Annotated in this window: 30 protein-coding genes; 10 read left to right on the top strand and 20 right to left on the bottom strand. The window is 59.9% G+C overall.

Features of this window, described 5'->3' with window-relative positions:
* From VFL62_RS24355 to VFL62_RS24340, 4 genes are all read right to left on the bottom strand, one after another.
* Positions 1–326: ABC transporter ATP-binding protein (locus tag VFL62_RS24355; RefSeq protein ID WP_325174945.1), on the bottom strand; the 326-nt coding region annotated here is incomplete at its 3' end.
* A gap of 5 nt (positions 327–331) precedes the next feature.
* On the bottom strand, positions 332–1,243 hold the full coding sequence (locus tag VFL62_RS24350) for a carbohydrate ABC transporter permease (protein WP_325174944.1): 912 nt from the start codon (positions 1,241–1,243) through the stop codon (positions 332–334).
* A complete protein-coding gene (locus tag VFL62_RS24345; protein WP_325174943.1) occupies positions 1,243–2,181 on the bottom strand; it encodes a sugar ABC transporter permease in 939 nt (312 codons plus the stop codon). The genes VFL62_RS24350 and VFL62_RS24345 overlap by 1 nt, the downstream gene beginning before the upstream one ends.
* 128 nt (positions 2,182–2,309) lie before the next feature.
* Positions 2,310–3,650: an ABC transporter substrate-binding protein gene (locus VFL62_RS24340; RefSeq protein WP_325174942.1), complete on the bottom strand. Its 1,341-nt coding sequence runs from the start codon at positions 3,648–3,650 to the stop codon at positions 2,310–2,312.
* A 409-nt stretch (positions 3,651–4,059) separates the two neighbouring features.
* On the opposite strand from VFL62_RS24340, the gene VFL62_RS24335 reads away from it, so the two are divergent.
* A complete protein-coding gene (locus tag VFL62_RS24335) occupies positions 4,060–4,824 on the top strand; it encodes a Spy/CpxP family protein refolding chaperone (protein ID WP_325174941.1) in 765 nt (254 codons plus the stop codon).
* A 273-nt stretch (positions 4,825–5,097) separates the two neighbouring features.
* On the opposite strand, the gene VFL62_RS24330 is transcribed toward VFL62_RS24335, so the two are convergent.
* Together VFL62_RS24330 and VFL62_RS24325 are read right to left on the bottom strand one after the other, a co-directional pair.
* A complete protein-coding gene (locus VFL62_RS24330; protein ID WP_325174940.1) occupies positions 5,098–5,499 on the bottom strand; it encodes a VOC family protein in 402 nt (133 codons plus the stop codon).
* A 50-nt stretch (positions 5,500–5,549) separates the two neighbouring features.
* Positions 5,550–6,923, bottom strand: a complete 1,374-nt coding sequence (locus tag VFL62_RS24325; protein ID WP_325174939.1) for an MFS transporter — start codon at positions 6,921–6,923, stop codon at positions 5,550–5,552.
* Between the two features lie 265 nt (positions 6,924–7,188).
* Here VFL62_RS24325 and VFL62_RS24320 point away from each other — a divergent pair, with 265 nt between their 5' ends.
* Positions 7,189–7,443, top strand: a complete 255-nt coding sequence (locus VFL62_RS24320) for a PilZ domain-containing protein (protein ID WP_325174938.1) — start codon at positions 7,189–7,191, stop codon at positions 7,441–7,443.
* Positions 7,444–7,523: 80 nt separating this feature from the next.
* Here VFL62_RS24320 and VFL62_RS24315 read toward each other — a convergent pair whose 3' ends face one another.
* From VFL62_RS24315 to xoxF5, 10 genes are all read right to left on the bottom strand, one after another.
* Positions 7,524–8,960: an NAD-dependent succinate-semialdehyde dehydrogenase gene (locus VFL62_RS24315; RefSeq protein WP_325174937.1), complete on the bottom strand. Its 1,437-nt coding sequence runs from the start codon at positions 8,958–8,960 to the stop codon at positions 7,524–7,526.
* Positions 8,961–9,091: 131 nt separating this feature from the next.
* On the bottom strand, positions 9,092–9,589 hold the full coding sequence (locus VFL62_RS24310) for a cytochrome c (RefSeq protein WP_325174936.1): 498 nt from the start codon (positions 9,587–9,589) through the stop codon (positions 9,092–9,094).
* Positions 9,590–9,608: 19 nt separating this feature from the next.
* Positions 9,609–10,883, bottom strand: a complete 1,275-nt coding sequence (gene soxC, locus VFL62_RS24305; RefSeq protein ID WP_325174935.1) for a sulfite dehydrogenase — start codon at positions 10,881–10,883, stop codon at positions 9,609–9,611.
* 37 nt (positions 10,884–10,920) lie between these two features.
* Entirely contained in the window at positions 10,921–11,484 is a 564-nt protein-coding gene (locus tag VFL62_RS24300) for an SCO family protein (protein ID WP_325174934.1), read from the bottom strand.
* A gap of 163 nt (positions 11,485–11,647) precedes the next feature.
* Positions 11,648–13,711 carry a PQQ-binding-like beta-propeller repeat protein gene (locus VFL62_RS24295; RefSeq protein WP_325174933.1) on the bottom strand — a complete coding sequence of 688 codons (2,064 nt, stop codon included), beginning with the start codon at positions 13,709–13,711 and terminating at the stop codon, positions 11,648–11,650.
* 280 nt (positions 13,712–13,991) lie between these two features.
* On the bottom strand, positions 13,992–14,207 hold the full coding sequence (locus VFL62_RS24290) for a hypothetical protein (RefSeq protein ID WP_325174932.1): 216 nt from the start codon (positions 14,205–14,207) through the stop codon (positions 13,992–13,994).
* 314 nt (positions 14,208–14,521) lie between these two features.
* The gene (gfa, locus tag VFL62_RS24285) at positions 14,522–15,085 is read right to left on the bottom strand and encodes an S-(hydroxymethyl)glutathione synthase (RefSeq protein ID WP_325174931.1); all 564 of its coding nucleotides are present in this window, start codon (positions 15,083–15,085) and stop codon (positions 14,522–14,524) included.
* A gap of 35 nt (positions 15,086–15,120) precedes the next feature.
* Positions 15,121–16,230 (bottom strand): S-(hydroxymethyl)glutathione dehydrogenase/class III alcohol dehydrogenase, encoded by a 1,110-nt coding sequence (locus VFL62_RS24280; RefSeq protein ID WP_325174930.1) that lies wholly within the window; start codon positions 16,228–16,230, stop codon positions 15,121–15,123.
* A gap of 24 nt (positions 16,231–16,254) precedes the next feature.
* Positions 16,255–16,758 carry a c-type cytochrome, methanol metabolism-related gene (locus VFL62_RS24275; protein WP_414644835.1) on the bottom strand — a complete coding sequence of 168 codons (504 nt, stop codon included), beginning with the start codon at positions 16,756–16,758 and terminating at the stop codon, positions 16,255–16,257.
* 97 nt (positions 16,759–16,855) lie between these two features.
* The gene (xoxF5, locus tag VFL62_RS24270; RefSeq protein ID WP_325174929.1) at positions 16,856–18,658 is read right to left on the bottom strand and encodes a lanthanide-dependent methanol dehydrogenase XoxF5; all 1,803 of its coding nucleotides are present in this window, start codon (positions 18,656–18,658) and stop codon (positions 16,856–16,858) included.
* Between the two features lie 392 nt (positions 18,659–19,050).
* Here xoxF5 and VFL62_RS24265 point away from each other — a divergent pair, with 392 nt between their 5' ends.
* Entirely contained in the window at positions 19,051–20,019 is a 969-nt protein-coding gene (locus tag VFL62_RS24265; RefSeq protein ID WP_325174928.1) for a helix-turn-helix domain-containing protein, read from the top strand.
* A gap of 10 nt (positions 20,020–20,029) precedes the next feature.
* Here the strand turns inward: VFL62_RS24265 and VFL62_RS24260 are convergent, their stop codons facing one another.
* Complete coding sequence (locus VFL62_RS24260) at positions 20,030–20,464, bottom strand: hypothetical protein (protein ID WP_325174927.1); 435 nt, start codon at positions 20,462–20,464, stop codon at positions 20,030–20,032.
* A gap of 38 nt (positions 20,465–20,502) precedes the next feature.
* On the opposite strand from VFL62_RS24260, the gene VFL62_RS24255 reads away from it, so the two are divergent.
* The 4 genes from VFL62_RS24255 to VFL62_RS24240 all read left to right on the top strand — a co-directional run bounded on the left by VFL62_RS24255 (position 20,503) and on the right by VFL62_RS24240 (position 22,387).
* Entirely contained in the window at positions 20,503–20,808 is a 306-nt protein-coding gene (locus VFL62_RS24255; protein WP_325174926.1) for an EF-hand domain-containing protein, read from the top strand.
* 90 nt (positions 20,809–20,898) lie between these two features.
* Positions 20,899–20,979 carry a pyrroloquinoline quinone precursor peptide PqqA gene (gene pqqA / locus VFL62_RS24250; RefSeq protein WP_072824652.1) on the top strand — a complete coding sequence of 27 codons (81 nt, stop codon included), beginning with the start codon at positions 20,899–20,901 and terminating at the stop codon, positions 20,977–20,979.
* Between the two features lie 203 nt (positions 20,980–21,182).
* The gene (locus VFL62_RS24245) at positions 21,183–22,067 is read left to right on the top strand and encodes a hypothetical protein (RefSeq protein WP_325174925.1); all 885 of its coding nucleotides are present in this window, start codon (positions 21,183–21,185) and stop codon (positions 22,065–22,067) included.
* Between the two features lie 86 nt (positions 22,068–22,153).
* Entirely contained in the window at positions 22,154–22,387 is a 234-nt protein-coding gene (locus VFL62_RS24240) for a hypothetical protein (protein ID WP_325174924.1), read from the top strand.
* 11 nt (positions 22,388–22,398) lie between these two features.
* Here VFL62_RS24240 and VFL62_RS24235 read toward each other — a convergent pair whose 3' ends face one another.
* Positions 22,399–22,752 carry a hypothetical protein gene (locus VFL62_RS24235; RefSeq protein WP_325174923.1) on the bottom strand — a complete coding sequence of 118 codons (354 nt, stop codon included), beginning with the start codon at positions 22,750–22,752 and terminating at the stop codon, positions 22,399–22,401.
* Positions 22,753–22,861: 109 nt separating this feature from the next.
* Here VFL62_RS24235 and VFL62_RS24230 point away from each other — a divergent pair, with 109 nt between their 5' ends.
* On the top strand, positions 22,862–23,218 hold the full coding sequence (locus VFL62_RS24230; RefSeq protein WP_325174922.1) for a hypothetical protein: 357 nt from the start codon (positions 22,862–22,864) through the stop codon (positions 23,216–23,218).
* A gap of 26 nt (positions 23,219–23,244) precedes the next feature.
* Here the strand turns inward: VFL62_RS24230 and VFL62_RS24225 are convergent, their stop codons facing one another.
* Both VFL62_RS24225 and VFL62_RS24220 read right to left on the bottom strand, forming a co-directional pair.
* Positions 23,245–24,069 (bottom strand): quinoprotein dehydrogenase-associated SoxYZ-like carrier, encoded by an 825-nt coding sequence (locus VFL62_RS24225; RefSeq protein ID WP_325174921.1) that lies wholly within the window; start codon positions 24,067–24,069, stop codon positions 23,245–23,247.
* Positions 24,070–24,127: 58 nt separating this feature from the next.
* The gene (locus VFL62_RS24220) at positions 24,128–25,072 is read right to left on the bottom strand and encodes a quinoprotein relay system zinc metallohydrolase 2 (RefSeq protein WP_414644834.1); all 945 of its coding nucleotides are present in this window, start codon (positions 25,070–25,072) and stop codon (positions 24,128–24,130) included.
* A gap of 177 nt (positions 25,073–25,249) precedes the next feature.
* On the opposite strand from VFL62_RS24220, the gene VFL62_RS24215 reads away from it, so the two are divergent.
* Both VFL62_RS24215 and VFL62_RS24210 read left to right on the top strand, forming a co-directional pair.
* Complete coding sequence (locus VFL62_RS24215; RefSeq protein ID WP_325174947.1) at positions 25,250–26,083, top strand: substrate-binding domain-containing protein; 834 nt, start codon at positions 25,250–25,252, stop codon at positions 26,081–26,083.
* The gene (locus VFL62_RS24210; protein ID WP_325174919.1) at positions 26,080–26,649 is read left to right on the top strand and encodes a PQQ-dependent catabolism-associated CXXCW motif protein; all 570 of its coding nucleotides are present in this window, start codon (positions 26,080–26,082) and stop codon (positions 26,647–26,649) included. Before VFL62_RS24215 ends, VFL62_RS24210 begins: the two co-directional genes overlap by 4 nt.
* The last annotated feature ends 8 nt before the right edge of the window (positions 26,650–26,657 follow it).

Raw genomic sequence — 26,657 nt, 5'->3', positions numbered from 1 at the left:
TCAGCCTTCGGATAGCGCTTCAGGCGCAGCCCGAATGACATGTTCTCCGCAACCGTCATATGCGGATAGAGGGCGTAGTTCTGGAATACCATCGCGATATCGCGATCCTTCGGCGGCACGTCGTTGACGATGTCGCCGCCGATCATGATGTCGCCGTCGGAAATGTCTTCCAACCCCGCGATCATCCGCAGCGTCGTCGACTTGCCGCAGCCCGATGGGCCGACCAGCACGACGAACTCGTGATCCGCGATGTCGAGATCGATGCCACGGACGGCCTCCACATCGTCGTAGCGCTTCACCACCTTGCGCAAATTCACCTCGGCCATCGGCTTCAACCCTTCGTCGCGCCTGCCGTAAGGCCGGCAATGTAATAGTCCATCAGGAAAGCATAGATGATGAGCGGCGGGGCAGCGCCGAGCAGGGCGCCGGTCATGATCTGGCCCCAGTTGAACACATCACCCTTGATCAGCGTGGTCGTGATGCCGACGGGCAGCACGAGCTGGTCGACCGAGGTCGTGAGCACCAACGGGTAAAGGAACTGAGCCCAGGAAACGGTGAAGGCGAAAATGGTTGCGGCGATCAATCCGGGCAGGGCAACCGGAATGAAGATCCGGATCAGCGTCTGCAGCCAGGACGCCCCGTCGATGATTGCGGCTTCATCCAGCTCTTTGGGAATCGACGCGAAGTATCCGATCATGATCCACGTGCAAAACGGCACCGTCAGTGTCGGATAGATGAACAGCAGCACGTACCATCTGTTGAGCAGTGTGATGCCGGTCAGGTCCTGGAAGACCGCCAGCATCTTGAACAGGGGAATGAACAAGAGGCTGTCCGGAATGAGATAGGTGAGGAATACGCCGGTCGCGAGCGTTGCCGAGCCCCAGAATTTCATCCGGGCGAGCGCGAACGCTGCCGGTACGCTGATCAGCATGGTCACGATCACGACTACGACGGAGACGACAGCGGAATTCCAGAAGAAGCGCAAGAACTGATCCGAGGTCAGAAGCTCGACATAGTTCGACAGCGTCGGATGGAACACCCACCACGGATTGGTTGCGGCCCCGATTTCCGCGCTGCTCTTCAGCGAGGTGATCAGCATGTAGACAGGCGGCGTCAGCGAAAAGATCGCAAACAGGATCAGGAAGAAATACGACCAGCGCAGCGCCCAAGCGCGGTCGCGGCTCATGCTGCCGTATTTGACCTTGCGGCGAGGACCAGCCTTGTCGATTGCAAGGGTGCTCATCAGGCTTCGTTCCCGCGTTTGTTGACATCGCGCAGGATGAATATCGCCGCAATAGCCAAGATCGGCACCATGAACAGCGAGACGCTGGCGCCGAGCGGAATATCGCTGCTCTGGATGCCCACCTGGAACGCCCAGGTGGCGAACAAGTGCGTCGTATCCAGCGGACCGCCGGAGGTCAGGATGCGCACGATGTCGAAATTAGCGAACGTCACGATCAGCGAGAACAGCGTGGTGATGGCGATGATATTGCGCATCATCGGCAAGGTGACGTACCAGATCCGCTGCCACCAATTGGCGCCGTCGATCGCGGCCGCTTCATAGAGCTGGTCCGGAACCGACTTCAGCGCCGCTAGATACATGATCATGAAGAACGGCGCGCCATACCAGACGTTGACAAGGATGACCGAGAAGCGCGCCCATCCGGTTTCGCCAAGCCATGGAATCGGCCCGATGCCGAACAACGAAAGCGTGTAGTTGAAGGCGCTGTAGGAAGGATCGAACAGCCAGAGCCAGGCGAGCGTGCTCATGGCCGGCGGTATCACCCAGGGCACCAGCAGCATGCCCCGCCATTTCCGCTGTCCTTTTGCCGGCGTGTTGTGGACGAGATGGGCGACGATAAAGCCGATCAGCGCCTTGAAGATCACCGCGGTGATCGCAAAGATGCAGGACTGCTCGACCACCATCCAGAACGTTTCGCGCTTGAACAGGAAGGTGAAATTGCCGAACCCGACGAACCGCTGCATCGATTTGTTGAGGGTTGCAAGGTGGACGGAATAGATCGCCGGATAAAGCACAAGGAGCGCGATCAGGACGATCAGAGGCAGCGTCAGGAAGAACGCCACGGTCGACTTTCGCTTTAGCGCGTTGTGCAGGCCTGTTCGCTTGCGAGCGCTGGGAGCGGCAGCAACCTGACCTTGCTCAACGACGACATCGGCCATGCAGTTAACTTCCTTGCAGAGTGGCGAAGCCTGCGGCGCTTGCCGGCTTCTTTCGATCAGGCAAAGCGAAGGATGGAATGCCGGAGCAGTTGATGCACGAAACCTGAACCGCTCCGGTCATGTCCACTCTAGCTTCGCATGAAGCCCTCGCACTCGCTCTCAGCCCAGGCGAGTGTTGCTTCCATCTTCTCGCCCCGTGCGTAACGGAGCGCCATCTTGGTCAACGTGGCCTGGAAATAGATCTGCTGGGCGATCTTGGGCGGCGCGGGTGACGCCGCGATCGACATCTTCTGACGATTGTAGGGGTCCGGGTAGTGGTAGAGCGTGCCCTTCGGTGGCCCTTCCTCGGCCCAGGTCTTGAACTTGGTCATGTTCGCGTAGGCGGGCAGGTCGTAACCGCCGCTCACCTGAACGAATTTTTCGATCGAAGACGGCTGCGACAGATGGGTGAGCAGGCTCTTGGCCGCCGCCTTGTTCTTGCTGAAACTCCACAGGCCCCAGAAGTAGGGCAGGAAGGGTGCGAAGCGGCCTTTTGGACCGGCGGGACAGCCGTGGGTCCAGCACTGCTCGGCGACCTGCGGGGCATCCCGCTTGGCCACCGCCCAGGCGCTTGGCGGATTCATGATGAGCGCGCCCTTGCCGGAGATCAGCCACTTGTTGTTGGAGGCATCGTCCCAGGACGGTGCGTCGGGTGGAAGAACGGCGATCAGCTGCTTGTAGTATTCGAGCGCCTGCCGCACCGCATCGGTCTTCACCGTAAGGTCGCCCTTGGCGTTGACAAGCTCGGCACCAAAGGACTGAAAAATGGCTCCCGCGGTATCGACACTGTCGGTGGTCTCGCCCAGACCGATCCCGAACGATGCGCCAGCCTTGTGACAGGCTTCCGCGGCTTTCAGGAATGTATCGAGCGTCCAGTTGTCGTCTTTCGGAGGCGCGCCCGCCGGGTACATCTCCTGCACGTCGATGTTGGCGAATTTCTTCATCAAATCGATGCGCGAGCAGGGCCCCTTGATCTGGCTGCCGGGCGTCGCCGGTACGGCCAGCCACTTGCCGCCGGATTGACCGAGATAAGAGGTCGTGCCGTTGACCGCCCCATTCTGCTTGATCAGCGGTTCCATGATGTCGTTGAGCGGCTCGAGCTGCTCGGCGTAGGCCTGCGGCCACCAGGACGGCATCTGGAGAATGTCGTGGCCGGACTTGGCCTGGGCCTCGGCCGCCGCGGTCAGCTCAATCTTCTTGTTGTTGCTGGTGATGTAGTCGATCGAAACTTCGACCTTTTCCTTGGCCGCCCACTCATTGACCAGATCGGTGGAGGCTTTGTTGGCGCCGGGAACCCAGTGGTCCCAGAAGCCGATCGAAACTGTACCGGCCGCCCGCGCCGATCTGACATAGGGCGCCGAAATCAGGGCCGCGGATGACAACGCAGTGGCGGCTACGAACTGCCGCCGAGAAAGCCTTCTCCTGGACATCGCATTCCCTCCAATGTTCTGCTGTTTTTTCTTCGTCTGGCCGAGACCACTGGCGGGTCCTGCATTCACAAGTCGGCGCGAAGTTTTGACCGATCAGACCAGAATTGGCAGCCGGTGTCGAGAAATGAGGCTACCGGAGCCTCTAGAACTATCGTTGCGTTTCGCCGCACCCCTGCAGCGCCGGCTTCGACGGTCACGTCGGGCAAGCGGCGCCCTGTTGCGCCGCAAACCACGGAGCGCGCGCTTTCGGAAGTGCATCAGAGCTGGTCGGGGCCGCCGACCTAACTTGGACTCCCAGGCGCCTGGGCCACCGTGGACTTGTCTGCGCTGGTAGCGATAATGTCGGTCATCGTGGATGATTCAAAGTCAATCATCCGCATCACCCGACGCCGATCAAATGGAGTCCGAAATGATCCGCGCAATTCCGGCCACGCATCTGCGACCAGGATTGTTCCTTGGGGCCATCGTTGTTCTGCTTCTGGGTACGCCTCAAGCGGCCTCTGCCCAAGGGTTGGTCAAGGGCATGCAGGAGGGCGCGGAGGCCGGCAACAAGGCAGCCGGCCCTGTTGGCGGCGTATTGGGAGGAGCGATCGGCGCGATCGGCGGAGTCTTTGGTGGCGCGTTGGGCGTGGGCAATGAAAGGCCGCAGAACCAGCCCCCGCAGCAGCAACAACAACCCTCCGCCAATGCCGCCAAGCCAGCCACGTCGGCAAAACCGAAAGCCACGAAAACCGCCAAGGCTTCTCCAGTGCCGGTGCCGGCCACGACCGCTTCGGCCAAACCGATTGAGGTCCTGACACAGCCCGGCGAGCCGGAATTGACTGCCGAGCAGATTGTGGCCAACAGCGACGCCTATATTGACCGGATCAAGGCAGAACTGAAGTTGACGCCGGAGCAGGAAAAGAACTGGTCGGCTTTCAACAGCGCCATGCACTATCTCGGCCACAATGGCGCCGAGCGCCTTAATCTGCGGATTGCTCGCGCCAAGCGCGATCCACCAGACGATATCGTGGAACAGATGCGCAATGAGGCCCAGTTTTTGGTGGACCGTGCCGCTGACCAGCGCGCGGTGGCGGACGCCGCCGAGCCCTTGTTCATGAGCCTGGACGACAGGCAGAAAACGACATTCATTGCGGAAATGGTGCGGCTAAGCCACGAACGTGGGCTGGACTAGGCCATCAACGGACATCGCGGCGGCAGAAGGATCTGCCGCCGTTTCCATTTCAAGCGGCGGCGAATAGCCGGGTACTCAGGCCCTGGGGTAGGTGGAAGGCTAGGCACCCGGCTATCCTGCCGCAGCGGCGGCGGAGCCCAAATCGTCATGCAAAATTGAGGAAAAGCTGACCGCTTCGCGCCCGAGATATGGCCGCCTTATGACCTTGTCTGGATTCAAGGAAGAACCAGGAATCTCGTGGCCAGCGGAGCGGGGTTGGCGTTCGCAACAGCGTCAAGCCTTCGGAAAATTCAGTTCCACGCCGACACCGTCAGGATCGTAGAGAAAGAATTGCGTGTCTCCGGTACGCGGCACGATGCTTTCGCGAAATTTGACGTTATTGGACTGTAAACGTTTGCGCATACCCTCGACGTCGGACGCCGCGAACGCAATGTGATCCAGCCGCCCGGTGTTCTCGAATTTCTTCTCGGTACCGCGAACGACGATGCCCTCGCGTGGCTGGCGCGTGCCCATCAAATGGACGGTCGCGACGCCTCCCGAGTAGAGCCAGTAGCCCGGAAAACCGAGCGGCGGCCGATCGCCGTTCTCCAGTCCAAGCACATCGCAATAGAAGTCCTTGGTGCGTTCGAGGTCTGCAGGTTCGATCGTGTAATGCTGTAGTCCGCCGAGCGGCATGGTCGTTCTCCTTCGAAGTGTTCTTTTTGGTTCGCATGAGCGAGCGCGCGTCAGGCCTTCAACGCCAGTTCCGCATCGATCTGCTCAATAGATTTGCCACGGGTCTCCAAGCCGAAAAAATAGTACACCGAGCCGGCCATCAAGAACCAGCATCCGAGATAAAGGAAAGCCAGAGGAATCTGGGTTAAGGGTACGTCAGGCTTGAGATAATTGCCGCTGCCAACGATCAAAGCGAGGCCGACCGGACCAATGATCTTGCCGATTCCACCAAAGCCGTAGGCGGATCCCATGCCGGAAGTCCGCAGGTGCGCGGGCCAGACCTCGGCTGCATAAGGACCGACGAGCGCAAAACCGCCATCTGCAAAGAAGAAGCCTGCAGCGAGCAACAGCCAGAACAGAGAAATTCCCATCACCGTGGCGTCGTAGTTGTAGCCGGCGAGGATCGTGAGCAGGCCGGCGCCGAAGCCGAGCAGTCCGCCGGCAGTGCGTCGACCGAACCATTCCGAGAAGAACGAAAACGAGAGTCGTCCGACGAAACCGAACACGCTCAAAAGGATCATCATCTTTGCAGCCTCTTGTGGCGAGACCTTCAGCAGCAGCACGAACAGCGCAGGCGCCCACAGCGTGATGCCATAGACGCCGGTCTGTGCTCCGGCATTGCCGAGCCACGATACCAGCAGGCTTCGTGGGTATTTGAAGAGATCAAGCCAATTGCTTCGGCGGATTGATCCGGCGTCCGCCGCGGTCGGCAACGGCAAGGATGCGGGGTCTATCCGTAGGGCCCAGGCCAGCGACTTTCGCGCTTCTTCGTAGCGACCCTGTCGGCAAAGCCATCGCGGCGATTCCGGAACCCAGACACGAACCAGAAGTACCAGCAGCGCAGGCAACACGCCGATGGCAAACAGCAGCCGCCACTCGCCGGAGCCGATTGCGGAACCCAGCACCGCGCCGAGGCCGACGCCAAGCGGGATGACGCAGGTCACCAGACCTCCGGTCCAGCCGCGTTTCGATGACGGCATGAATTCCTGCACCAGCGGCAGGTCGACGCAGTAAAGCCCGCCGACGCCAAGTCCGACGAAAAAGCGCATGACCGCGAGATAGATCCAGCCGTTGTCTGGCGTGAAATACAGAAGGCCGGTCGCAAACGAGAAGTTCAGAACCGTGCCGATGAAGACCTTGCGCCGGCCGATGCGATCAGCGAGCCAGCCCCAACCGAAAGCGCCGACGATGGCGCCGATCCCCGAACTCATCAGCACGGTTGCCGACTGGCCGAACGTCAGTTTCCACGGGCCAATCAGGAATGCGAGCACAAAGCCTATGAGGAAGTAGTCGAAGAATTCGAGCGCATCGCCGAAAATGGCTGCGACAAGAATCTTGATTTGATTGCCGGTCAGGCGCGTCTGCCGATCGAGAATCTCGAACATGGCATCTCCTTGGGGAGCAGCGTTTCCGTGGCGCTTGTTTTTGCCGAACCGGGATTGCGCCTGAAGTGCCGGCCGGGGTCGAAAGGCTAGCTCGCTGATCCGCTTCGCGGAAGCCAAGCCGCCTCAATTCTGCTATTCGGCAGCGCTGCGATCGGGCGGGACCTGACCTTGGGACCGGGGCTCGCGGCCAGGCCCGCATCACTACGGATATTTTCTTTAGGTTTTGGAGCTAGATTGGCGAGTTAGAGGGATTCTGACGGCACCCATGGAAGAGAAGCGCAAACACCAGCGAACTGAGATCAACGAACCAGCCTACGTGTCGGCTGGCGGATCGGTCATGCGTTGCGTGGTGCGGAATATCTCGCCGGACGGGGCCGCGCTTGATGTCGAAAATCCTGCCTTCGTTCCCGGTCAATTTCGCCTGGTGATGGCAAAGGACTCCTCGACCCACAACTGCCGCGTGATCTGGATTCGCGAAAAGCGGATCGGCGTCGCCTTCACAAAATCCGCCGCTCAATAGCTGGCCGTTTCCAGCATCTGTCCGCATGATCGTTGATGAGGAGCAAGCCACCCGACGGTGGCTTGCTCCTCGTTATCGGCTTACACGCCGGTCTGGGTGATGAACTTGGTGCTGAGATAGGCGTCGAGCCCTTCGATGCCGCCTTCCGAACCGTAGCCAGAGTCCTTCATGCCACCGAACGGCGTCTCCGGCAGCGCCAAAGCGAAATGGTTGATCGACATCATGCCCGCCTCGACCGCCGCACCGATTGCGGTCGCCGTCTTGGCAGATTTGGTGAAGGCATAGGATGCCAGGCCGAACGGCAGACGGTTGGCTTCTTCCGCGGCGTCATCGAATTTCGAGAACGGCGAGATGAGTGCCAATGGTGAGAACGGTTCCTCGTTCATCGCGCGGGCCGACTTCGGCACGTCGGTCACGACGGTGGGTTCGAAAAAGTACCCCTTGTTGCCGACGCGATTACCGCCCGTCGCAACCTTGGCACCTTTGCCGACGGCATCCTGCACCATGGTCTCGATCGCCGCGACGCGGCGGTCGTTGGCAAGCGCCCCCATCGTGGATCCGGCGTCGAGACCGTTACCGATCTTGAGCGCCTTGGCGCCATCGACAAACTGCTTGATGAACTTGTCGTAGACGCCTTCCTGCACCAGGAAGCGCGTCGGCGAGATACAGACCTGACCGGCGTTGCGATACTTGGCGGCGACCATGATCTTGGCGGCGGATTCCACGTCGGCATCGTCGAACACGATGACGGGAGCGTGACCGCCGAGTTCCATGGTTACGCGCTTCATGTGTTGACCCGCCATGGCCGCGAGATGCTTGCCGACGGTGGTCGAGCCGGTGAAGGAGATCTTCCGGATCACCGGATGCGGAATCAGATATTCGGAGATTTCGGACGGCACGCCATAGACCAGATTGATCACGCCGGCCGGCACGCCCGCATCGGCGAATGCCCGGATCAGTTCGGCGGGCGAGGCCGGTGTCTCTTCCGGTGCCTTGACGATGATCGAGCAGCCGGCAGCCAGCGCGGCGCTCATTTTTTTCACCACCTGATTGATCGGGAAATTCCAGGGCGTGAAGGCGGCAACCGGACCGACGGGATCCTTGATGGCCATCTGGTAGACGCCGGGGGCGCGCGCCGGAATCAGGCGTCCATAGGCGCGTCGGCCCTCCTCGGCGAACCACTCGATGGTGTCGGCGGCCGACAGCGTCTCGATCCTGGCCTCGGCCAGGATCTTGCCTTGCTCAGTGGTCATGATGGTCGCGATTTTTTCGGCACGCTCGCGGATCAACTCGGCCGCTTTGCGCATCAGCTTGGAGCGCTCGAGGGAGGAGACCATGCGCCAGGCTTTGAAGCCTTTTTCGGCTGCTTGCAGCGCTTCGTCGAGATCGGCCTTCGCGGCATGGGCGACGGTGCCGACTACCTCTTCGGTTGCGGGATTAAGGACGGGTATGGTCTTTCCGGAAGCGGCGGGACGCCATCTGCCATCGATATACAACTGCACATTCGGGTAGGTCATTCTGCTGTCTCCGGTTCCTTTGGGCTTCCCCTCTGCCGCGCGGGACAACAACACGTTCAGTGCCCTGATTTCAAGGGCCGGACCGGCGTCAAGCGGCTGCCTGAAGACCGCATGCGGACCTCAGGCAGGGGTTATTGCCCCCGGGAGAACCGCACAAATCCGTCCCGGTTAGGCATGCGCACCGCCGGCAGCGTCTTGGCATCAATCGTATCGTTTTCACCGATCACTCCATTCTGCCAAAGCAGATAGGCGACGACGGCATAGACCTCTTCATCCCTGAGCGATTTTGGATCGTTCAACGGCATCGCGCGGCGAACGTAATCGAACACGGTGGTGGCATAGGGCCAGAAATTGCCGACCGTCTTGACGGGCGCCTGGCCCGGCGCGAGCAGGTCGGGTCCGCCAACCAGCCGGTCGTTTGGCTTGCCTGCACCCTTCTCGCCATGGCAGCCAAGACACTTCGCAACATAGACCTGTTCACCTTGCTGCGGTGTACCGCTGCCCGGCGGCAGACCTGCACCATCAGGACCAATGCTGACATCCCACGAGGTGATCTCCTCGGCGCTGACAGCCTTTCCGAGATTGGGGCTCTCCGCCAGCGCCGCACTGTGCCAGACAAAGAGAGCCAACCAGGCCGCAAGGCGCGCCTTATGCGTAGACATGTTTGACCTCGCCGCCTTGCGCCACGCTCCAACTGGTGATCCCGTTGAAGTGATAGGCGCCTCTGGCGCCACGGTCGGCGATCAGTTTGGCCCGCGACGGCTGCACATATCCGGAATCGTCGGCTGCCCGGCTCTGAAGAACGGCGGGTCCGCCATCCCAACGCCAGGGCGCACGGAAACGCGTGATCGCGTTCGGCAGTACCGGCTCCTGAAGCGCCGCCAACGTCCAACTCGCGCCGCCGTCCGCGGAGACTTCGACCTTCGTAATCTTTCCATAGCCGGACCAGGCAAGCCCCGCGATCTCATAGAGACCGGCGGCACCCATGGTCAGGCCGGGGGAGGGACGCGTGATGACTGATTTGGCTTCCTGCGCGAAACAGAACTGCAGCGATTTTCCGTCGTTGAGCAGGATTGTGTACTTCGAGGTCTCGTCCTTGGTCATCGTCGGCCCTTCGGTCAGCTTGAGCCGCCGCAGCCATTTGACGTTCATGTTGCCTTCATAGCCCGGCAGCAGCAGCCGCATCGGATAGCCATTGGAGGGCCGCACGGGTTCGCCGTTCTGGTAGATCGCAATCAGCGCATCATCCATTGCTTTGGCAAGCGGAACGCTGCGGCTCATGCCGGATGCGTCCGCGCCCTCGGCGAGAAGCCATTGCGCACCCGGCTCAACACCAGCCTCCTGCAAGAGCGTGGCGAGCCTCACGCCGGTCCATTCGGCGCATGATAGCAGCCCGTGAATTGGCTGAACACCGGCCTGCGCCGGCTCCTTTTGATAGAGCACAGAACTGTTGCCGGCGCATTCGATGAAAGCGACACGAGACTCCATCGGGTAGCGCATCAGAGAATCGAGCGTGAAGACCAGCGGCCGTTTGACGCGGCCGTGGATCAGGAGCCGATGCGCTTCCGGATTGATGTCGGGGATGCCGGCATGGTGGCGCTCGAAATGAAGCCCATTCGGCGTGATCGTGCCCTCGAGGAGGTGGTGCGGCGTGCGCGAGGTTCCGGTTCCTGTGGTGCCCGGCGCACTTGCGAATGTGCGTATGATCTTGCCGGCATATTTCGAAGGCTGTCCATAAGCCGTAAAGGGTGAACCCGGCGTTTTCATCCAGGGTTCGATCGCTAGTGTTTCGGCCGCGGCGGTGGTCTCGGGCAGCGCCGAACTTCCGATCGCCGCCGCACCAGCGCTCAGAAAAAGACGCCGGTGGAGAAGTCCGTTTCCGGCGGCTTGTTCCGCCCCGCTAGGCCGCTTGTTCCTGCGCATCATGTCCTCCAAATCGGCAAAGCACCAAGTCACGCCATTACGGCTCAAGTCGCGCGCGAATGGCATCCGCAATTTCGTCAGGTGTCACGCCGGGCGGCAGAAAGCCGAGATATTTTCCGTCCTTGCCGATCAGGTAGATGAAGCCAGTGTGATCGACCGAGTACTCGCCCGGCGCGGTGGCGCTGTTCTTGGCAAAGAACGTCCGGTACGCGATTGCGGTTTTCTTGATATCGGCAACCGATCCGGTCAAACCGATCAATCGCGGGTGAAACGAAGAGACGAATTCGGCAAGCCGTGCCGGCGTATCACGCTCGGGATCGACAGTAATGAACAGCGGCTGCACCGCCTCGGAGAGTGTCCCGAGCTTGTCGAGCGCAAGCGAAATCGATTGCAGTTCGGTCGGACATACATCCGGACAATAGGTATAGCCGAAATACAGCACGACGAGCTTGCCGCGGAAATCGGCATCGGTGCGGCGATGTCCCGCCTGATCGGTCAGTTCGAATGGACCGCCGACTGGCGCGCGGCCGGATATCAGGCCCTCGATCAATTCTGTCGGGGAGGGTTCGGCGGCCTCGTTCGCGGTCAAAGGCGTGGACAAGAACGCGCAAGCCGCGACCGCAAGCCAAATGCGTCCGCGCGCCACTCCAATAGTTGAACGCACTTTACGATCGGACAACGTCACGCCGTGAACTCCCGAAAAACAACGCCTTCTCGCGAGAAACCCCCGAGAAGGCGCATGGATCGTACTCAATGCCGGTTGATCACTCGACGATCACCTGACCGTACATCCAGGGATGTGGCGAGCAGATGTAGTAGTAGATGCCGGGCTTGTCGAACTTGACCGTCTTCGTTTCGCCCTGGGCCAAGGCACCTGTGCTCCAACTGTTGCTCGGCTGCAATCCGCTGGCGTCATGCGGAATGTCACCGACATTGGTGAAGGTCAGCGTTGTGCCACTCTTGATCCGCGTGCGAGCTGGAGAGAAGCTGTACTCGGTATTGTTGGCGCCGATCTTGATCGTATCGGCCCCTGCTGCGATCGGCCCGGTCGGACCGGCCACCGTCTGCGGCGGCGGCGGCGCCCACAACGGGCCCAGCTGGCCCTTCAGGGAGAAGGTCCAGATGGCATCGCCGTAGGCACTGCCCTGCATCTGGTTGCCGCCGGTCGCGATCGCGATGAATTCCTCGCCATCGACCTCGTAGACAACGGGCGGCGCGTCCGCGCCAAATCCGGTCTGGAAGCGGAACAGCTCCTGGCCGGTCTTGGCATCGAGCGCGAGGAAGTTGCCATCAGGCTCGCCGCGAAGCACCAGTCCACCGGCGGTCACGGTCGAGCCGCCACCGCCACCGACACGATAGGGCGTCTTGGTTTGCCAGGCGATCTTGTTGGTTTTGGCATCGATCGCCGTAAAGGTGCCGGTCATCGGCGAGCCGATTGGCGCCGCCTGACTGCCTCCGGTGTAGCGTTGTCCGTTCGTGTACTGGCTGCTGTTACGCAAGAACGCGCTAGTTCGCACCGTGCCTGGCACATAGAGATAGCCGGTATCCGGACTGTACGGCATTGGCGACCAGTTGGTGCCGCCCACGCCGGACGGCTGGATCAGCACGGGGGTTTCCCAGAATGGCGTATAGAGACAGCCAACATCGTCGTAGCCCGGAATCTTCTCGGCACATTGCGGCACGACGGGGTCACCCACCGGAATCGGTTGCGTCGCCGCCGTCTTCTGCCGCGGCTCCTGCGGCACAGGCTTCTCGTTGATGCCGATCAGCGGTTTGCCATTGGTGCGATCGAGGATGTAGACCCAACCGGTGCGGCCAGCCTCGGCTATGCCCTTTCGCGGCTGACCATCGATGACGGTGTCGAACAGCACAACCGGGCTCGCGGCGTCATAGTCCCAGATGTCGTGATGCACCTGCTGGAAGTGCCACGCATATTCCCCGGTCTTGGCTTTCAGGGCGACCATGGAGGTACAGAACAGGTTATCGCCCTCGCGCATCGAGCCATCGTAGTCGGGGCCGCAATTGCCGACCGCAAAATAGAGCAGACCAAGCTCAGGATCGACCGCTGGCGTGTTCCAGATCGCGGCACCGCCGCGCATCGAGTGATCGGTGCCGGCAGGCCAGGTCTCGCTGCCTTTCTCGCCGGGAGCGGGCAGGGTGAACCAGCGCCATTTGATCTCGCCGGTCCTGGCATCGAGCGCCGTCAGCCGGCCGCGGACTCCGAATTCGCCGCCGGTGATGCCGCTATAGATCATGCCGTCGTAATAGAGCGGCGCGCTGGTAATGCCGTAACCGTTTTGCCATTTCTCAATCGCCGTCTTCCAGGCGACCTTGCCCGTCTTCATATCAAGCGCAACGACGTTAGCGTCGAGTTGTCCGAGGTAGATCAGCCCGTCACCCATCGCCAGACCGCGATTGACCCAGCCGCAGCATACCGTCGATATGTTCTGCTCGATGCCGGACCAGTATTCCCAAATGATCTCGCCGGTTTTGGCGTTGAGCGCGAAGACGTCGTCGTTGCCGGTGACGACATACATGATGCCGTCTTTCACCAGTGGCGATGCCTCGAGAGAATATTTGCCGCCAACGCCCGACCCTTTCAGTCGGGTCATCCAGGCGCCCTTGAGCTTGCCGACGTTCGTGGTGTCGATCTGCTTTAACGTGGAATAGCGATTGTTGGTCAGGTTGCCGCCGTTGGTCACCCAGTCTTTGCCGACCGGGCTTCGAAGCAGCTTGTCTATTTCGGAATCGGCGCCTCGCGCCGGCCCAATAACCCACAAGACGAAGATGATAAGAGTCGCGGCCGCCCGCCATGCCTGACGATGCATTGTTGCCTCCCCATTTTTTTGTGCCGGCCTTCGGGCCAGTTCGGGTCAGCGTATCGTCGGCGCTTCGATTTTAGTTATGCTGTTTGAAAGAGTCTGAACTGCAAAGATTTCTGTTTTTTGCTCGGCGGATTTCGCGTGATAGGCGATTTGGCATGCATGTGGTGTACCAAAGGCCAAGGCTCGACGTCGCGAAAATTGCCCCGCGACTATAGCTTCATGCGGCACTTTGCGACCTTCAGGCGAAGGGAGCTGATTCGACGAGTGGATGGCGCCTGATACGTCAGGCCTGACCTTTCGGCGTGTATTTGCCCAAGACGCACTTGTAGCTTTCAAGGCGCCAGGTCCTGTAGGGACCATTCTGAAGCCATTCGGCGATGCCCATCTGGGCGTGAACCGAGCAATCCATCATTGAGATGCTGGACTGTTCGCTGTTGGTAACGACCTTTTCCAGGCAGACCTGGCCGTTGCACAAAAGCGCGACGAGGGTAACGAGCATGGAATCTCCATCCGAATAAGTAACCGGCTGGTTTTACCATGCAGCGTTCGTGCCAATTGGCCAATCCACAGCTATTCCCGCCCCGTACAAGCACGGAGCGTGGCTGATTCGCGCAAAAGGCGGCCTCGCTGCACACTGCAAGCGAGGCCTTCAGTTACGGGTCCGGGAGGAGGCTGCGTCTAGACCCGATTTGCCGGTTGGGAGAGTGCCGGCTTTTTTCCCTTTCAGTCGCGCGGGGCACCTCGTTTCGATGTGTCCCGCGGTCATTTGATCCTTGTCCTTCAGCCAGGCCGCCCTCCAAGCGGCTGTCGACCTCAAGCCGCTTTGGATTTCGCGACGTGGGTGGCGATGGCGTCCATCAGCGCCGGAGACAGGCAGTCATAGGGCTCAAGCCCCAGCTCTTTCAGACGCGCCCGAATGCCATCCATCTGCTCCGGCTTGACGCCGGACTCGATGACCGAGGATACGAATGCCGCAAATCCCGGGGCCGCCGATCCGGATTCCTGGAACAGCTCGGGATGGATGAAGTCCAGGCCGTAGAACGGATGCCCCTTGTTTTCGATGCGGCCGTACATGTGCGTGCCGCACGCCTTGCAGGCGTAACGCTGAATAGTCTTCGAGGGATCGACGATATGCAGCTTGTCGCCATTCTCCAGCACGGTGACATTTTCGCGTGGGACCACGGCCACCACCGAAAAGACCGCGCCGTCCGGCTTCCAGCACTGGGTGCAGCCGCAGGCATGGTTGTGAGCGACGTCACCCTTGATCCCGACTTTGACTGGCCTGTCCTTGCATTTGCAGACCAGCGTGCCACCGGAAAAGCTGCCTGAGCCTTTCTTCACACCATTGTCGACCGAGGGATGGATATGAACGTTCATGGGCCTATCCTCCTTTGCGTTTGTAATTCTGGCAGTCAGTACACGACGACCGAGCGGATCGATTTCCCTTCATGCATCAGATCGAATCCCTTGTTGATGTCCTCGAGCTTGAGGGTGTGGGTGATCATCGGGTCGATCTGAATCTTTCCATCCATGTACCAGTCGACGATCTTGGGAACGTCGGTGCGGCCGCGCGCGCCGCCGAACGCGGTACCCTTCCAGACGCGACCGGTGACGAGCTGGAACGGCCGCGTGGCAATCTCCTTGCCGGCTTCCGCAACGCCAATGATGACGGAAACGCCCCAGCCGCGATGACAGGCCTCGAGCGCCTGGCGCATCACGGTCGTGTTGCCGGTGCAGTCGAAGGTGAAATCGGCGCCGCCATCGGTGAGGGTGACGAGATGCTGGACGATATCGCCTGAAATCTTCTTCGGATTCACAAAGTCGGTCATGCCGAATCTGCGGCCCCATTCTTCCTTGGAATCGTTGATGTCGACGCCGACGATTTTGTTGGCGCCTACCATCTTGGCGCCCTGGATGACGTTCAGCCCGATGCCTCCGAGCCCGAACACGACCACGTTGGCGCCCGGCGTAACCTTGGCGGTGTTGGTGACCGCGCCGACGCCGGTCGTAACGCCGCAGCCGATATAACAGCTCTTGTCGAACGGCGCGTCCTCACGAATTTTCGCAACGGCGATTTCGGGCAGCACCGTGAAGTTCGAGAAGGTCGAACATCCCATGTAGTGATAGATCGGTTTGCCTTTGTAACTAAAGCGAGAGGTGCCGTCCGGCATCAACCCTTTGCCCTGCGTGGCGCGGATCGCCGTGCAGAGGTTGGTTTTCTGGCTGAGGCAGCTTTTGCATTGGCGGCATTCCGGCGTGTAGAGCGGAATAACGTGGTCGCCAGCCTTTACCGAGGTGACGCCGGGGCCGATCTCGCGCACGATCCCGGCCCCCTCATGACCGAGGATGGATGGAAAGATGCCTTCGCTGTCTAATCCGTCGAGCGTGTAGGCGTCGGTATGGCAAATGCCTGTGGCCTTGATCTCGACAAGGACTTCGCCGGCCTTCGGTCCTTCAAGATCGAGTTCGACGATTTCCAGCGGCTTCTTGGCTTCGAATGCGACGGCGGCACGTGTCTTCATGGTCTGATCCTGTTTTGCTCGGCTTCAGTGCTTGGTGCCCATACAGGAATTCTCGGCCTGGGTGTAGGCAGGCGTCTTATCTTCGTGTTTGGCTGGGCGTGCCCGCCCGACCGCATCATTGGCCCGAGCTCTCAAATAGACGAAGATATCGTCCAGATAGCAGGTGACGTTCGGGTTATCGCCGAACGCGGGCATGACGTTTTCCTGCGCCGTACTGACATTCTTGCGTCCGCTCGCGACCGTCGCGAGAAATTCGCCGTAACTCATCGTCTTCAGCGAGTCTTTCAGCGCCGGTGCGTAGGTCGATCCCATGCCGTCGGGGCCATGGCAGACGTGGCACTCGGAGTGATAGCGGCGGTATCCCGAATAGGTGTACCAATCGACCGTGCCGTCTTGTTGGATCTTGTAGGTCGGGTTGCCCTGTTTATCGAGATACTTTCCGTTCTCCGATTTCACCGCTGCAGGATCGCCCGAACCATCGGCGAAGGCGGACCCGCCAGCAGCGAACAGCATGGCCGCTGCGGTCATGAGGTAGACGATACGCAAGAGCTTGTCCTCGGCTGTCGATGTCGCGTGATCCGGCGCGCGGGACGAAACCCAACGCGCCGGAACGAGAGCCTTCAGCTCACTGCGGCAATGTGAACACGGTGAGTGTTCCGCCGAGCGCCGTGTAGTTGCTCAGCGCAGCGTAGCCGCCGACAGCGCCCAGACCCGCGGTTGGATCGGTCAAGCCGGCCGCGAGACCGATGCCGGCCCAGCCACCGACACCCGAGAGCACGGCAACGTATTGCTTGCCATTGTGCTCATAGGTCGTGACGTTGCCGATGATGCCGGACGGCGTCTTGAACTTGTAGAGTTCCTTGCCCGTCTTGGCGTCGACAGCCTTCAGGTAACCTTCCAGCGTGCCGTAGAACACGACGCCACCGGCGGTCGCGAGCGCGCCTGACCACACCGAGAACTGCTCCTTGTTCGACCAGACGATCTTGCCCGTCTTGTTATCCCAGGCGATGAAGTTGCCCATGTTGGTCTCGCCGGGAGGCGGATACATCGACAGCGTCGCGCCCACATAGGGCTGACCTGCGGTGTAGCTCACCTTGAACGGTTCGTAGTCCATGCAGACGTGGTTGGTCGGCACGTAGAACAGTTGCGTGTCCGGTGAGTAGGCTGCCGGCTGCTCGTCCTTCGAACCGAGCGCGGCCGGGCAGATACCCTTCACGTTATGGTCTTCGCCCTGCTTGTCGGTCGAATATTCGTCGAGCACCTTGGGCCGGCCGTAGGTTGGCGAGCTCTTGTTCATGTCGACGCCAGAGGTCCAGTTGACCTTCGGATCATACTTCTGGGCGACCAGCAGTTCGCCGTTGGTACGATCAAGCGTATAGCCGAGGCCGTTGCGGTCAAAATGGGTCAACAGCTTGCGGGCTTTTCCGTCGATCGATTGATCGGTGAGGATCATCTCGTTGACGCCGTCATAGTCCCACTCATCATGGGGCGTCATCTGATAGACCCACTTCGCCGTACCATTATCCGGGTTACGGGCGAAAATGGTCATCGACCATTTGTTGTCGCCGGGTCGCTGTTTCGGATTCCAGGTCGAGGGATTACCCGATCCGTAATAAACGAGATCGAGCGACGGATCATAGGCGAGCCAGCCCCAGGTGCAGCCGCCGCCGATCTTCCACTGATCGCCTTCCCAGGTCTTGATGCTCGAGTCCTTGCCGACCGGTTTGCCGAGCGAAGTGGTCTTGTCGTCGAACAGGATCTGATCGTCCGGACCTTCGGAATAGGCTTTCCAGACCTGCTTGCCGTCCTTGATGTTGTAGGCGGTCATGCTGCACTGGACGCCGAATTCGCCGCCGGAAGTTCCCACCAGGACCTTGTCCTTGACGACCATCGGCGCGGAGGTGCCGGTTTGCCCCTTGGTCGGATCGCCGTTGGCGATGCTCCATTCGACATTGCCGTTCTTGGCGTTGAGCGCCACCAGCTTGTCATCGGCTTGATGCAGGAAGATCTTGCCATCGCCGTAAGCGACGCCGCGATTGACCGTATCGCAGCACATCACCGGAATGACGTTCGGGTCCTGCTTCGGCTCGTAGCTCCAGACGATCTTGTTATCGTTGGAAAGGTCAAGAGCGTAGACCTTGTTGGGGAAGGGGGTGTGAACGTACATTATGTTATCGATAATGAGCGGCCCACCTTCGTGACCGCGCAACACGCCGGTCGAGAAGGTCCAGGCGACCTGCAATTTGCCGACGTTTGAAGAGTTGATCTGCTTGAGTTTGGAGTAGCGCGTGTTGGCATAATCGCCCGTGGGCATCGCCCACTGGGCCGGATTCTGCGACATCCGATTCAGGCCGTCGTTGGCTCCGGCGCTTCCTGCGGCGACCGCCGCCATCGCACCAAGACCAGTCGCGAGTAAGACTTTTCGCATCGTGGTTCCTCCCAGTTTTGAACTATGGGTTCCGCGGGCGCGGCCCAGTTTTCGAATTATCGTTGACCTGTATCCCTATCTGCTTCGAAAGGCTGAAACTTGCCCGAGAGAGAATCCCATTTGCTTGAAAGGGAAGCGGAAGCGACTTTTTCGCCATACGCGTTGGGATAGCGAGGTCCGGACCGGAAGATGTGCCGGGCGTCAGGATGCCGGCCTTGGCGGCTCGCGAGAGGTTTATCTTGACGTCGTCAAAACTTAGACGGAGGATCAGCCAACAATACTGAGAGGAACGTCCGGCGATTCCGAATTGGCTGCCTCAACTTGGCCTTGGAAATTGCCTATCCGTGATTGTTTGCGAGAGATCGCGATCGGTCATCAACCGGTGACAGGAAATGACTGACACAGTCCATTCGCTGAGTACCGCGGGATTGGGGCCGAAGCGGCAGATCCAGTATTGGTCAGATGCACTGACCGATCTTTGCGGGCAATTTGCTGTCGATCCGCTCGAAGCCTCGACGTTGGAAGCACGAATTAACTTCACCACAGTTTCGAAATTGAAACTGTGCCAAATCGAAGCAAGCCAGCATCGGATCGCGCACGCCAAATCGCCGAGCCATACCAGCGAACATCCCTACGTAAAGATCCTGTTCCAGACCTATGGGATTTCGTATTTCGAGCAGAACGGCTGCCAAATTCAGATCAGGCCGGGCGATTGCCTCGCTTATGACGTTTCTTCTCCGCACACGATCATCAGTCCGGCTTTGACGCGCCATGAGGTCGTCATCGTACCGAAGGAGCTGCTGCGAGAACGCGGGTTCAATTTCGACAAGATGTCGGCGTGCAAGTTGTCTGCACTGACCGGTACGGGCCGCATCGCCCACGATTTTGTCCATGCAGCGTTTGGCGAGGCTGCCAAGCTCTCGGCGAACAGCGCTGCGAGCGTCGCCGAATCGCTGATCGATTTGTTGCTGCTGCCTTTGCGCGAGGCCGACACGGCCTTTGACCGCTCCGGCCCCGAAGCGATGTATGTGCGGGCGCAAGCCTTCATCCGCGAGCATCTGCGCGACCCGGACCTGTGCATCGACCAGATCTCTGCATCACTCGGCTGCACCAAGCGCTATCTGCACATGCTGTTCAGTGAGAGAGGGATCACCGTCAGTGATTACATCTGGCGGGCGCGGTTGCAGCATTGCCGCCAGGAGCTTGAGTCTTATGGAGGAAAGACGATCACCGACGTCGCCTTCTCCTGGGGATTTTCGAGCTCATCGCACTTCAGTCGCGTGTTCCGGAAGTGCTTTGGCGTTTCACCATCAGCCATTCACAAGGGGCAGGCTGCAGTCGTCGCGCCGGACCCGAGCTGATCGTATCCAGTTAGCTTGAGGGTGTGCTCGGGCAGTTATCCGGGCGATGTTTGCTGCCGCGCTTGTCGGGCGGAACATGGCAGTTGTCGATTCGTTGCTCATCGGTCCATTTTGGACCGAGCCGCTCCTTCCCGGTCAGCCCCGGCTTGGGCGCCAGCTTCGCCGACATGCTTGCGGAGGTGCTCGTTACATCCTCGGCCAACGCGCACGGCTCCAATGCGATCGGCATCAAGGCATAGACCGAAACTCGCAGTAACAATCTCATGGATGTCTCCATAATAAGTTTGCCATTTCTTACGGATACGAGATGGCCACGACCACCCGAAACCTGAAAACCTGTGATCCTTTCAGGCAATTGCCGAAAGAGCCTTACGTCGGAGATTAGCAATGACATCACGCCGTTCAGCCCTTCTTCTTCCTGCGGTCTTCCTGGCTGCGACTGCATGGCCCGGCCTGGCAAATGCAGCGTCCGGACCGATCAAAATGTTCGACCTCGATTCCGATGGCACGATTGACCTCGGAGAGGCCAAAAAGGCTGCTGCGGAACTATTTGCCCGGCTCGACCCGGATCATGACGGCACGCTTAGCAAGCGCGAACTGGCCGGCCGCTTGAGCGCAGGCGAACTCGCAGCCGCCGATCCCGACCATGATGGCACGTTGTCGCTGGATGAATACCTTGCCGTCGTGGAGAAGCGCTTCAACGCTGCCAATCGCGATAACGATGGAACATTGGATGCCAAGGAATTGCGGACACCTGCCGGTCGCGCACTGCTACGTTTGTTGAAGTAGCCGATCACGCCGCCGACACTTGCGCCGAACGTCCGTCGGTTTTAGGTTCGCATCGGTGCGAGTGTTCGCATCACCACCTAGGAGAGCCAAATGTCTTGGAAAACTCCGAAGATCGTTGAAGTGCCGGTTGGCATGGAGATCAACATGTACGCTTGCGCAGCGCGCAAGTAGTTGCACGGCGTTCTGCCCGGCTCCGACAGTCACCTGTCGAGAGCCGTGGCAGGCGTTGCGACCCTCCCGATCCATTCGACACTCAGACGCGCACCAGACACCGGCAAACGAAATTCGATCCCGTAGGTTTTGCAACCTGCAGCGATCTCTGGTTCGCCGCTCGTGTTAAGCTGTCCTCCGTCTGCCCCGTCAGATTCGGATCGATGAATTTCGCCAGGCGAACCAGCATTTCGGCAGGAATACACTGGGCGGCAACGCTGTGGTTATTGCTGCAACCCGCTTGCGGCTCCGCCGAGGAAGGAATCGATACCGAACATATCTACGGCTTTATGATCGGATCTGACGTTGGCAATGCCGGTGAACGGGAGTTCCAGACCACCGCCACCGGACGGTTTTCCAAGCAGGCCGGCAACTACAGCGCGCTGGATCAGCAGCTTGAGATGGAGTTTGTGCCTTTCAAGAACTTCCGGGTCGAGATCGGGACGACCTTTGCGGCATTCGACATGACGGCCGTTCCTGGTTTGGCGAACCGCACCGACTCGGGATGGCAGGGAGCCGCACTGGATTTGCGTTACCGCCTGCTCGATCGGGAGAGCGCGCCGTTCGGCGCGACGCTCGCCCTTGAGAGCCACGGAAACCGCTTCGACGACCTGTCGGGATCGCAGGCGCGCAAGTATGGAACCGAACTGACGCTTGCGTTCGAGCGCGATGTGATCCCGGGGCTCGCGGTCGCTACAGTCAACCTAAGCTACCAGCCGGAATGGACGCAGTTGGCCAGCGCGCTCATCCAGGATCGGGAGTCCGCACTGGCGGTCGCATTTGGTTTCATGGCGCAAGTGCGTCCAGACATTTTGCTCGGCGGCGAGGCGCGCTACTTCCGCAAATATGACGGGATCGGCCTGGAGGAACTTTCAGGGCAAGCGTTCTTTGTCGGTCCGACCGCTTATTTCAAACTTTCGGAGCGCGCGCGTTTAACGGCAAGCTGGAGTTTTCAGGCGTGGGGGCGTCCTGCCGGATCGGGCAATACGCTGGATCTCGTGAATTTCGAGCGCCAGCAGGCGCGCCTGATATTTGGCGTGAACTTCTAGGGGCCGGCCGCTCGCATTCGGTTGAAACTTCGTACTGGAGCAGTTCGTAACTTTCGATACACGAACGGCGCCGGAGGAATACGGCAATGAATACGATCGAACTGATCATCACGGTCTGTGCCGTTCTCTCGCCGAACATGTGCGAGGAACGTCACCTGTCATTTTCGTCGGATTTCTCGTTGCAACAATGCTCAATGCGTGCGCCGCCATACATTGCGCAATGGATCGGGGAGCATCCGAAATGGACCGCCGTGAAATGGCGCTGCGAATATCCGCACAGCCGCGAGAAGGCCGATCGGGGCGAGATTCCCGCCGGCTGAGCTTGTCACCGCTATTTGCTGCAGTCTTTCAGATCCTTGTCGGCGAACGAGAACACGGCGTCGGCCCTGATTTCGATATCGCGGACGACGCATTGTCTGTTATCGGGGTAGCTAACCTTGGCATCGTAGCGTCCGGGTTCGACCCCGGTGATGCGAAGACGCTCGTCGTGGTCGACTTCCTTGTCCTTGTCATTCAAGGTCTGGTTCGGACCCCATTCATTCCTGCCAGCGGGCGATAGCTGGAGGCCCGAAATGGTCGCTGTCGTCAGGTTCCAGAAACGGATGCCTTTGCCTTTGCTCTGGGCCATCGCCTGATAGGGCAGCACCATTGAGCATAAGCAAATCGCAATCAGCGCGTGGCGCATTTGACCTCCAACATATCAGCTTCTTGCCGACGTCTCTTGACGCTTCCTGCAGATGTCGGCTTTTCAGTTCGTCAGCGATAGCATAGCTTTTGTCTTTGGGAGAACTGTCATGGCGTCGGTCAGGAGCATACTGCTTGTCGCTGCATTCGCAGGCTTTGCGGCGACAGCTGCAATCGCCCGTGCCGATGAGGCCAACGACTATCCGACATCGGCGCGTTCCGAATATGTATTCGGCTGCATGAAGGCCAACGGGGAAACCCGGCAATCGATCGAACAATGTTCCTGCTCGATCGACATCATTGCCTCGCTGTTGCCTTACGACCGTTACGTGACCGCGGAAACAGTGCTCAGCATGTCGCAGGTCCGCGGCAATCTTGGCACCCAGTTTCGCTCGTCGGAGCAAGCCAAGGGCGCGCTCGACGATCTGAGGCGCGCTCAGGCCGAGGCCGAAGTCAGATGCTTCTAGGATAGGGGCGGCGGCTGAGGCGGGGATCAGCTGCCGGAATTATCGACTTTCCATTCCTTCGCGAAGACATGACCTGAAGTATCCTTGGCTTCCGCGCGGAACGTCTTCGCTCCGTTCGAGACATAGGTGAAGCGGATATTGGGATCTTCCGAGATGGAAATGCCGCCTTCCATCGACAGCACAGGGCTGTTGTCCTGCCAGATGTGCAACTGATCGATGAAGAAGGCCGGAATGTACAGATGCGTGATTTGATCCATCTGCAGTCCGGAGTTGTTGGGATGGCCGATCATAATCTGGGCTTCACGCGGCCCGCTAGCGGGACCTTGATCGTCGCGCACGAACTGGCGATATTTCATCTGGCCGAGATGATTTCCGGCTTCTAGGTTCTTGGCTGCCGGCGCCGAACAGCCGCCCGACGCTTTGACAAAGGTCTTGACCATATAGAGCTGACCGTCGCTGAGTTCGGCCACCGCATGTACGTTGGTGTAGTTGTTCACGCGAACACGCGTTGAGATTTCCGACACCTTCGCATCGGATCCGAGTTCGAATTTCGCCGCCATCGGCGCCGGATTTTGATCGATCACCAAAGTGATGGTTTTGACGCGCCTGGTATCGTCGGGCGCGAGTTTTGACCGCAGGGTTACCGGCACGATCGCGGCGTCTTCCGCGCGGTACGGCATCTCGATCGCAAGCACGTCGGCGCCGTCGTTCATTGCGCGGTTGTTGAAAATGTCCTGGACCAGGCCCGGCCAGGGGTCGGCCGGTTCGGCAGCCATGATCGGCGCGACGTCGTGCACTCCCAAAGCGAGACCGCAGAACGTCAAGGCGCAGAGCAAGCGAAGATGGGACATGGCGCGCTCCTTATCGGGTCCGAAGCAGCAGCGATCTGCTCGCAGTCTACTCCGCGCGCTACTCCCACTCAATCTCGGAAAATGCTGCAGTTGCGTTGCGGGCGTTGTAGTCGTCAAACAGCTGCCAACGCGGCCGTTCCGAGGTGGCCGCCTGATCCGCGGCCGTTTTGATTGTGGTTCCCTTTGCCACCATTGCCTTGATGTCGGTCGCAAGCCTTTCGAGGTAGCGGCGCTCATCGACCAGAGCTTCCGGCCACGCGCTCACGGGACCGTGACCGGGTACTACGCGCAGCGCCCGCACGTCACCCAGGTCGTCCATCAAGCGTAACCAGCCGCGGATGCTGCCGTCCACAACGGGGATATGATCGAGAAAGACGAGATCGCCGGCAAACAAGATCATCGATGTCTCGTCGAGCACCGTGAGGTCGTTGTCGCTGTGAGCGGGTGGCCAGGCTTGTAGCCTGAGCCTGCGGCTTCCGAGATCGAGTTCGAGGGTCCCATCAACCAGGAGCGTCGGTGGAATGATCCGGACTTCGCCGATCAGATCGTCGCCCATGATCTTGCGGAAGGCTTCCAGATAGAATGGGCCGCGCGAGCGCAGGGCCTCCGGAAGGTTCTTGTGCCCGACGAAAACAGCGCCCTGTTCGGAAAACGCGACATTGCCGAACACATGGTCGGGATGGCCGTGGGTGTTGATCACATAGCGGATGGGCTTGTCGGTTCGCGATCGGATGGCGGCGAGGAGTTGCCGGCCCTCGCGAACGCTGCCGCCGGTGTCGATGACCGCGACCGCGTCATTGCCGATGACGAATCCGACATTGGCAATCGCTCCCTCATTCTCCCGCGTCATCAGCGCGATGAGCCCGACGTGAACGAATACGCCGGGCGCAATCTCACTTACCTCTAATGCCGCCGGTTGGGCGCCTGCGGGCAAGCAAGTGCCTAACGCCGCAAGCAGCGCCACGGTGAAAAGCACGAGTTTTGTTCTGACGGCGATGCACATGGTTCCGTTTGCGCCGCAACAGGCGCTGGAAATTCTCCTTGCGGAATATCCTGTTGCGCGCCCCGATTGAGGAGCATAGCATTTTGATGGGAGAGTGGCGCAAGCTGAGGACAGCAATCGATGATACATGCCCCGCTCAAACCTTACCTGTTCATTCCGTTTCTGGCGCTTGCCACAATGGTGGCCGGCTCACATTGGGTGCGCGCGCAATCGGACAATGAAGGTGGTCTTGATCTCTCGATCGAGCTTGTCGACCCCAAGGTGCTGAGGGTTTGTGCCGATCCGCGCAATCTTCCGTTTTCGAACGAGAAAGGCGAGGGATTCGAGAACAAGCTCGCCGAATTGTTCGCGGCAAAGCTGCAGAAGAAAATCGACTATATGTATTTCCCCCAGGCAACGGGCTTCGTGCGCATGACGCTGGGCGCGCATCGTTGCGATGTCATCATGGGCTTCCCGCAGGGCGACGACCTCGTCCAGGGAACCAACCCCTATTACCGGACGGCCTATGCGCTGATTGCCAAACAGGGCTCCGGCCTCGATGACATCACCGCGCTGAACGATGCGCGCCTCAAGGGCAAGCATATCGGGATTGTCGCCGGCACGCCTCCGGCCACCGACATGGCCGTCAACGGCCTCATGCCGAATGCAAAGCCTTATCCGCTGATGATCGACACCCGCGTCGATTCATCGGCCGAGGCCATGATCAACGATCTGAACAAGGGCGAGATCGATGCCGCCATTCTCTGGGGACCAATGGCTGGATTCTATGCCAAGAAGTCCAGTCCGCCGCTTCACGTGACGCCGCTGGTCGAAGAGAAGACCGGCCCTCAACTCATCTACCGGATCGGCATGGGCGTGCGGCGCGCCGACCAGAACTGGAAACGGCTGCTTAACCGCCTAATCCAGGAGAATCAGGGCGAGATCAACAAGATCCTGTTCGAGTACGGCGTCCCGCTGCTGGACGAGAACAATCAGCCGATATCAGCGGAGACGGCTACCAAGTCGCCATGACGGGCATCATCGCGCGCGCAAGCCTTGCGGTCATGATCTTGGCCGGGGCGGCGCGCGCAGACGAATTTGTACCGGAGCCCAGCGGCTATCGCACCGAAAACTACCGCGCGCCTGTTCCGGATAGGCTTGCGGGCGCCCGTGTGCTATCCACCAAAGAGGCTGAAGCGATCTGGCGGGCCAAGACAGCCGTGTTCGTTGACGTCCTGCCGCGGCCACCACGGCCGCCAAACCTTCCTGCAGGCACTGTTTGGCGCGATAAGCCGCGCTTCAATATTCCTGGCAGCATCTGGCTGCCGGACACGGGTTACGGCGAGTTGGCGCCTGCAACTGAAGACTATCTGCGGCAAGGATTGCGCCGCGCCACGCATGATGACCGCGCCACACTGCTTGTCGTGTATTGCCAGTCCGATTGTTGGATGTCGTGGAACGCGGCGAAGCGCGCGCTCTCGTTGGGCTACGGCAACGTTGCCTGGTACCCTGATGGAACGGATGGCTGGGAGCAGGCCAACCTGCCAACATCAGAGGCCCAGCCGGAGCCGAGGCCGACGGAGCAAAGCACCAAATGAGCCAGCTT

This window comes from Bradyrhizobium sp., from assembly GCF_035701725.1.
GTDB lineage: Bacteria > Pseudomonadota > Alphaproteobacteria > Rhizobiales > Xanthobacteraceae > Bradyrhizobium.
This window is presented reverse-complemented; position numbering and strand designations above follow the sequence as displayed.